Source organism: Kitasatospora sp. NPDC047058, from assembly GCF_040643935.1.
Lineage (GTDB): Bacteria > Actinomycetota > Actinomycetes > Streptomycetales > Streptomycetaceae > Kitasatospora.
Map to the genome: position 1 here is coordinate 1 of NZ_JBEYVJ010000970.1, position 1,008 is coordinate 1,008.

Consider the following 1,008-nt stretch of genomic DNA (forward strand, 5'->3'; position numbering starts at 1 on the left):
GATCGCGGGCACCGCCGACCCACTTATCTTCGGCCCCTGGGGTGGAACCTGAGCTCGGCTCTGCCGGGAATCCGCCGGACTGCTCCTCCAGGCCACAGGACGAGCCCTCGCCGTCGGGGCGGTCAATCGAGCGCCCCGGCGACCCGGCCGGTACCGATGCGGTGCGTGGAGATGATGTGGTCGCCGGTCTGGACCACCACGCTGAAGTCCGTACCTTCCTCGCAGACGACCGGCCGGCTCAGGTTGAGGGTGACCTCGACGCGGACATCGGAGGCGATCGCGCCGGCGCCTCGTGGTAGGTCCGCTGTCGCGTCCACCGCCCTCCGGCCAGGGGGAAAGAGCAGTTGGAGGCCTTCGCCGGGCGCCGCCCCCGCGCGCAGCGTGGCCCGCACCCGGGTGTGCGGGCGGACCGCGCCCGGGGTGGCGAGGACCTGGCCGGTCTCGACCTGGGTAGGCCGGCCCCCGACAACCCTGGCCACCACCTCGTCCCGGCCCGAGGCGTCCGGATGAGCTCCGGTCGAACCGCAGGTCACGGCCGCGAATTCCCGGTCGGATCTGCCCTTCCCGGCGTACGACACTCCGTGATCGGCGCAGGTCCCGGCCGGGGAAGCGCGGCGGCGGCAGGATCTGCCTATGGAGCAGACGTGGGATGTCCGGCAGGCCGGTCCGGCCGAGGCTGCGCGGCGGGTGATGCTGATCCCCGGTGGGATGTGCACGGCCGAGTTCTACACCGATGTGATGGCCGAACCCGCACTGGCCGGGCTGCAGCTGGTGGCCGTGACCCAGCCCGGTTTCGGGCGGACGCCGGCACCGCGGGACGTGTCGATGGAGAACTACGCGCGGTTGATGGCGGGTTTCGCCCGGCATGCGCGGTGCGATGTCGTGGTGGGGCACAGCCTGGGGGCCAACGTGGCGCTGGAGATGGCCGCGGCCGGCTTGTTCTCGGGGCCGCTGGTGCTGCTGTCGCCGACGTTCTCGCGAGCGGACGAGGCGAAGTTCCTGGCCGTG

The 1,008-nt window shown here is 72.4% G+C and carries 2 protein-coding genes; one reads left to right on the forward strand and one right to left on the reverse strand.

The window, feature by feature from the left end:
- Positions 1-122: 122 nt before the first annotated feature.
- Positions 123-479, reverse strand: a complete 357-nt coding sequence (locus tag ABZ885_RS42015) for a hypothetical protein (RefSeq protein ID WP_360200584.1) — start codon at positions 477-479, stop codon at positions 123-125.
- A gap of 154 nt (positions 480-633) precedes the next feature.
- On the opposite strand from ABZ885_RS42015, the gene ABZ885_RS42020 reads away from it, so the two are divergent.
- The coding region (locus ABZ885_RS42020; protein WP_360200586.1) for an alpha/beta hydrolase at positions 634-1,008 on the forward strand (375 nt) is incomplete at its 3' end.